Raw genomic sequence first — 4,891 nt, 5'->3', positions numbered from 1 at the left:
ATGGTTATGTCCCTCAGCGATGGCACTTTTTTGATGGGCCTGTTGAGCACTTCCTTGAAATTATCGGCAGTTTCAAAAATAAGTTGGATGTCTTCTGATGAGATGTCTTTGATTCCTAGAAGGTGTCGGGTGCTGAGTTGTGACATATCGTGTTTATACTTTTTCTGTAATCCAAATAGCGTCCTTTTCAAATCCATTTTCTTTCCATTCCACCGATACATATTGGGTTTCCAGGGTATTGACTTTGAATCCACAATAATCCGGCATTATGGGGTAATCTCTTGTATATTTCCTGTCTACCAAAATCATCAGTTCCACTTTTTGGGGCCTGCCAAAAGCAATCATTGCATCCAAAGCCGCCCTGACAGACCTGCCTTTATATAGCACATCATCGATCAGAATTACTTTTTGTCCTTCAATAAGGAAATCAATTTTGGTTTCATTGGCTTTCAGGGGGAAATCCCTGCGCCTGAAATCGTCCCTGTGAAAAGTAGCATCCAAATACCCAAATGGTACTTTGATCCCTGAAATTTCTTCCAATAAGCTCACTATCTTGTCCAATACAATCGGACCACGGGGCTGTAGACCCAATAATACGGTATTCTCAAAAGTGTCGTGGTTTTCTATCAACTGATGGCAGAATCGCTTGAGGATGATGGCAATCTGCTGTTGGTCGAGGACAAGTCTTTTATGCATGGCGTCGCTTTGGTTGCAAATATAAAAAGATTAAAGGTTTATGCGCCCAAAACTTGAAAACTATTGGAAAGCCATCTTTGCTAACCTGCTCCTTCCTCAGGCACGTAAAGATCTCCGTCAACTTTTATTTTTGTAATGAAAAAAACTTCCCTGGTTTCTTCCCGATTTTCTTTATTGAGAAACCTGATTCTCTGTTTTCCTGTCAGGACATAATAATTGGAGTACCACCAGGTAAGGTTGAGGCTATAATCCTGGGTATCTTTTATTCTTTCGTCTTCTTTGATCAATTCAATATCATAGGGTTCGCTCTCAAAAATAACCTCTCCGTTTTTGATATAACTCATATGAATTTTGATTCCATCTAGGTACAAATAATGTAGCTTTTCGCCATCAAAACTCAGTTCTCCGAATTTCCCGGGGATATTGGTTGCTTTGTTGTTCAGGTTAAAAGTATTGTCCCAAATGACTTCACCGTTTCTGTTCAGATAGAAAAAATGTGCGGAAACAAATCTATATTCTCCTTCAAGTTGCCACGAACTCATGCCATATCTTGATCCCGGAAAAAATTGAGATCCATAATTCTGTCCGTAATTCATTCCGTTATGAAACTGGTGGTTGGGTCTGAACCGATAAGCATCATTGGCATATACTCCATCTCTGGGAATATACCTTGGATTGGTAGCGGTAAAATGATCAGAGTAAATCAAAAAACCTGAGTTGATAGAATGAACTTCTCTTGTGGACAGCACAGGTCTGATGGAGGGGATTTTGCCCTTTTCAAAGCTGTTTTCCAATTCCCGGATTTTTCTTTCCCTTTGTTTTCCACTGAGGTAATTGTAAAAATTGGGAAAATCTTCCAAGGTGTAATATTTGATATCATACTCCCCAAATTCATTGATATCGCCAAGATAAATTCCCCGGTAAGCTTCCCTGCGTCTTTGCCCAAAGGTTCCAATGAGTGATTGTTGATAGTTTTGGATAGGTGTCAGGATTCCTTCAACCAACTCCAAGCTGTTATCACTTAGCCTATCAATGACCACTTCCCTGATTTTGCTGCCTTGTTCATCAAATGTCAACAAGGTAATCTGTTTCATTTTGTATTTGTCCCTGCGGCTGACCAATACATCCAACACACCCAATTCACTGTCTTTCCTCAACTGAAGGATTTTGGTCTCTTTGGAATAAATGCCCTGAACTGTAAACACATTATTGGCCTCTATGTCATAAATCTGGACAACAGGACGGAGGTCAGCCGAACCCATAAAAACCGCATTTCGGTTGAGAACAAAAAATTCCCTTAATTCCATGTTGTAAATGTTCTCCAATTGGATTTCTGTTGCCTTTTCGTCTTTCAGATTGATTTCAATCATATACCTTTCTGAGGTGGCAGTAACTCCCTTTTGGAGCAGTGCATAGAAATAATCCCCTTCCAGGTCATAGCCAACAATATCATAATTGTCCTTGAGCGGTATTTCATGAAAACTATCTGATTTCAATTCAAAATCTGTCAAAAAATACTGGAGTTTTGACCTGAGGTTAAATCCCTTTTCAGGATTGGCCCTAAATGCGATCAAACCTCCCGGCCGGGTAATGACCTCATAATTGTTTTCAGGAAATTTGGCATCAACCTCTATCCTTTCCACAAACATCAATTGGGAATATGCCTGAGGAAAAATAATCAGAAAGAAGAAAAGGGATAATATTAATTTCATGAACTTAATTTAATGATATGGTCATAATGGGATTTTTCTACAGCCATGACCGAAAGCCTGGATTGCTTAATCAAAAGTAAGTTACTTAATTGATCTTCACTTTTAATCTGTTCCAGTGTGACCGGCTTCGAAAGTACTTTCAAAGGTTTGATCTTCACAGCGACCCAGCCTTTGTCTTCCTTGTCATTTGGATCCGGAAAAGCCTCTTCACTTATCTCTGCAATTCCCACGATTTCTTTTGGTTTGCCGCTATGGTAAAACAACACCTTTTCTCCCAATTTCATTTCTTTGAGAAAATTTCTGGCCTGATAATTTCGGATTCCATCCCAAATATCCTCACGTTTTTTATTGAGGTCATCCCAACTGTAGGATTCGGGTTCTGATTTGACTAACCAATAATTCATGTTGATTTTATCTTTTTTGATTGGCTTAAGATAAGGTTTAAGATTTTATTTTGAAACAATAATTGATGACATTTGTCCTTATAGCAAATCAACCCTTTTTCTATTTTGGACCAAAAAAGCATACTTCGCCAACTCAAGCTCATTATCAAACTAATGGAGCTTCATGATGAAAATACCTTTAAGATCAGGAGTTATCAATCAGCAGTCAACACCATAGACAGGAGAGAAGTTTCTATTGAGGGCAAAAACCTTCAGGAGCTGCAAGAGATCAATGGGATCGGAAAAAGCATTGCAGAGGTGATTTATGCCCTCGACACCACCGGAACAAGTCCTTATCTGGAAGAGTTGATGGAAAAAACTCCTATCGGCATCTTGGAAGTGCTAGAGATCAAAGGCCTGGGGCCAAAGAAAATCAAAGTACTCTGGGAGGAATTGAATATCACCTCTATCCATGAACTGATGGAGGCTTGCCAATCAGGCCAAATTGCGATAACAAAAGGCTTTGGTGAAAAAACTCAGGTAAGCATCATTCAGTCTTTGGAATTTAGGGCCTCGAACCAAGGGAAATGGCTTTATGCAGATATTGAAGATGCCATGATCCGACTACAAGAGAAAATCAAATCTCTTGCCGGTGTGGAGGCAGTGACATCAGTAGGTGAATTTTCCCGAAAAATGGAAATCATAGATACTGTTGAGTTGTTGGTCGCAACTACAGACCATTCGGCTATGATGCCCTTATTATCCTCACTTGAGCACCTCATTCAAAATAAAAAATCCTCAAGTCCATTTAAGTGGAGGGGTAAAATGATGGATCCGGAGATTTCTTTATTGATTCATTTCACCCATCCAACGGATTTTATCAAAGAAAAAATTATCCGTACGGGAAGTAAAGCCCACTTGCTCCATCCAGTAGGGGATGATAGCAAACCATTTATTGAACTGTTAAGGGAAGATGATGACCTGTACAATGAAGCTGAGGCTTATGAAAAAGCAGGACTTTCCTGGATACCGGAGGAATTGAGAGAAGGTTTTTTCGAATTCGATTTTGCACGGGATAACAAGATTTCGACTTTATTGGAGGAGAAGGATCTCAAAGGCATTTTGCATAACCATTCTACCTACAGTGATGGAAAGCATAGCCTGAGACAAATGGCAACATACTGCAAAGAACTGGGGTATGAATACCTTGGGATATCTGACCACAGCCAGTCAGCTTTCTATGCAGGAGGACTCGAAATTGAAAAAGTTAAGCTACAACACCAAGAAATTGATGAACTGAACAAAGAACTGGCACCGTTCAAAATCTTCAAAGGAATTGAAAGTGATATTTTGATGGATGGGAGTTTGGACTATCCCAATGAGGTTTTAAAAACCTTTGACTTTATAGTATCATCCATACATTCCAGTTTGGGTATGGACAGGAAAAAAGCCACTGCGAGATTGCTCAGGGCAATTGAGAATCCATATACCACGATTTTGGGACACCCAACTGGCAGACTATTATTACGAAGAGAAGGTTATCCCATTGATCATAAATCCATCATTGATGCATGTGCCAAGTTTGATGTAGTCATTGAAATCAACGCCAATCCCTGGCGGCTGGATCTCGACTGGAGATGGGTGCAATATGCCATGGAAAAAGGAGTCAAACTCTCCATCAATCCCGATGCACATGAAATGGAAGGATATGCAGATATGCGTTATGGGGTTTTGGTCGGAAGAAAAGGAGGCTTGACAAAGGAAATGACTTTCAATGCATTATCCCTGTCTGAAATGGAGGATTATTTAAATAATAGGAAAAATAAAGTTAATTTATAAAGGATGAAGTGGTTTGATAAGGATGAAAACCTGCTGTTGCAGCGTTCATTTATTTTCGGGGTTGTAGGTATTGTGTTGTGTCTGATTCCTGTTTTCAATAATTATTTTCAGTTTTTCAATCTCCCCACAGGTCCTATCAATGGAGTAGGTATCGGGCTTCAGTTTTTTGGGTTGAGTATCGCAGTCTTGGTCCTCCGCAAAAGAAAAATCTCCGAAGAAGTAAGGGACAAGGTAAAGAAAATGATATTGGTGTTGGCGGTA

At 39.7% G+C, this 4,891-nt stretch carries 5 protein-coding genes and 1 pseudogene; 2 read left to right on the top strand and 4 right to left on the bottom strand.

The window, feature by feature from the left end; all coding sequences use genetic code 11:
• From ACEW8O_RS18810 to ACEW8O_RS18795, 4 genes and pseudogenes are all read right to left on the bottom strand, one after another.
• A pseudogene (locus ACEW8O_RS18810) lies at positions 1-146 on the bottom strand (aspartate carbamoyltransferase); the annotation flags it as partial.
• Positions 147-153: 7 nt separating this feature from the next.
• Positions 154-696, bottom strand: coding sequence for a bifunctional pyr operon transcriptional regulator/uracil phosphoribosyltransferase PyrR (pyrR, locus tag ACEW8O_RS18805; protein WP_373496168.1), 543 nt, complete (start codon positions 694-696; stop codon positions 154-156).
• A gap of 80 nt (positions 697-776) precedes the next feature.
• A complete protein-coding gene (locus ACEW8O_RS18800; RefSeq protein ID WP_373496167.1) occupies positions 777-2,408 on the bottom strand; it encodes a transcriptional regulator in 1,632 nt (543 codons plus the stop codon).
• Positions 2,405-2,812, bottom strand: coding sequence for an EVE domain-containing protein (locus tag ACEW8O_RS18795; protein WP_373496166.1), 408 nt, complete (start codon positions 2,810-2,812; stop codon positions 2,405-2,407). The genes ACEW8O_RS18800 and ACEW8O_RS18795 overlap by 4 nt, the downstream gene beginning before the upstream one ends.
• Positions 2,813-2,965: 153 nt before the next feature.
• Between ACEW8O_RS18795 and ACEW8O_RS18790 the strand changes: the two genes are divergently transcribed.
• Both ACEW8O_RS18790 and ACEW8O_RS18785 read left to right on the top strand, forming a co-directional pair.
• The gene (locus ACEW8O_RS18790; RefSeq protein ID WP_373496169.1) at positions 2,966-4,630 is read left to right on the top strand and encodes a helix-hairpin-helix domain-containing protein; all 1,665 of its coding nucleotides are present in this window, start codon (positions 2,966-2,968) and stop codon (positions 4,628-4,630) included.
• A gap of 3 nt (positions 4,631-4,633) precedes the next feature.
• Positions 4,634-4,891 (top strand): hypothetical protein (locus ACEW8O_RS18785; protein ID WP_373496165.1); only part of this gene is annotated, 258 nt, incomplete at its 3' end.

This window comes from Aquiflexum sp. (genome assembly GCF_041749095.1).
GTDB lineage: Bacteria > Bacteroidota > Bacteroidia > Cytophagales > Cyclobacteriaceae > Aquiflexum.
The sequence above is the reverse complement of the archived record's forward strand: the minus strand, read 5'-3'. Positions and strand labels throughout refer to the sequence as shown.

What these genes read in the sequence shown, in the direction of transcription:
- pyrR (WP_373496168.1), bottom strand. Translation starts at nt 696, where the DNA reads ATGCATAAAAGACTTGTCCTCGACCAACAGCAGATTGCCATCATCCTC.
- ACEW8O_RS18800 (WP_373496167.1), bottom strand. Translation starts at nt 2,408, where the DNA reads ATGAAATTAATATTATCCCTTTTCTTCTTTCTGATTATTTTTCCTCAG.
- ACEW8O_RS18795 (WP_373496166.1), bottom strand. Translation starts at nt 2,812, where the DNA reads ATGAATTATTGGTTAGTCAAATCAGAACCCGAATCCTACAGTTGGGAT.
- ACEW8O_RS18790 (WP_373496169.1), top strand. Translation starts at nt 2,966, where the DNA reads ATGGAGCTTCATGATGAAAATACCTTTAAGATCAGGAGTTATCAATCA.